Source organism: Sphingopyxis flava (assembly GCF_900168005.1).
Taxonomy (GTDB): Bacteria; Pseudomonadota; Alphaproteobacteria; order Sphingomonadales; family Sphingomonadaceae; genus Sphingopyxis; species Sphingopyxis flava.
Window position 1 is genome coordinate 1 of the sequence record NZ_FUYP01000109.1, and the last position, 1,162, is coordinate 1,162.

Here is a 1,162-nt window from a genome sequence, read left to right on the forward strand (position 1 = left end):
GCCCTGGCACTTCCCCAAGATCGCCGGGCGCAACGCCCCCTCCTAAGACGCTTGACCGACACGGTTCCGCCACGTGGGTCTGGGATGACGGATACGCCTCAACGACATTCTCGACCAGTTAAAGCGCCACCGTTTCGGCCAGAGCGCCGAGCGGCTCGATCCCGACCAGTACCAGCTCGTGCTCGAAGAGCTCGAAGCTGCCTTGTCGCGCGCCGAGGCCGGGCTCGAGGCGCTGATCGACCAGGCTGACGCGACCAGCGAGACAAAGCGCCGCCGCCGCAACAACCGTGGAGCGCTGCCCGCCCATCTCGAGCGTATCGAGCAGGTCGTCGACATCGAAGACAAGCAGTGTGCCTGCTGCGGCGGCGATCTTCATGTCATCGGCGAGGACGTCACCGAGCGCCTCGACGTCGTGCCCACCATCTTCCGCGTGTTGGTCACCCGCCGTCCGCGCTATGGCTGCCGCGGCTGCGACGAGGGCGGCGTCACCCAGGCGCCGGCGCCAAGCTTCATCGTCGATCAGGGCCTGCCCACCGACGCGCTCGTCGCCCAGGTCATCGTCGCGCGCTACGCCGATCACCTTCCGCTTTACCGGCAAGCCCAGATCTACGCCCGCCAGGGGATCGATCTCGACCGGGCAACGCTCGCCGACTGGGTCGGGCGCGTCGGATGGTGGCTGACTCCACTGCGCGCGCATCTGCTCGCCGAACTCAGGAGTTCGGTGAAGCTGTTCGCCGACGAGACGCGCATGCCCGTGCTGGCTCCCGGGACCGGCAAGACCAAGACCGGCCAGCTGTGGGCCTATGCCCGCGATGATCGGCCTTGGGGCGGCACTGCGCCACCCGCCGTCGTCTACATGTACGCCACCGGCCGCGGCGGCGAGCATCCGATCGACCATCTCGGCGACTTCGCCGGGGTGCTGCAGGTGGACGGCTATGCCGGCTACAACGAGATCAAGCGTCGCAACGGTGCCACCCTCGCATTCTGCCTGCTTCACGCGCGGCGCAAATTCTACGATTTTCGCGAGAAGGAGCCCGTTGCGGCCGAAGTACTGCGCCGCTTCTCGGCGATCTACAAGATCGAGGCAACGCTCAGGGGCAAGTCGCCCGAACGGCGGTTCGAAGGCCGGCAGCTGATGCTGAAGCCGCTGTTCGACGACCTG

At 67.1% G+C, this 1,162-nt stretch carries 1 protein-coding gene; it reads left to right on the forward strand.

The window, feature by feature from the left end:
* Window positions 1-106 precede the first annotated feature (106 nt).
* The coding region (tnpC, locus tag B5X69_RS20740; protein WP_408012868.1) for an IS66 family transposase at window positions 107-1,162 on the forward strand (1,056 nt) is incomplete at its 3' end.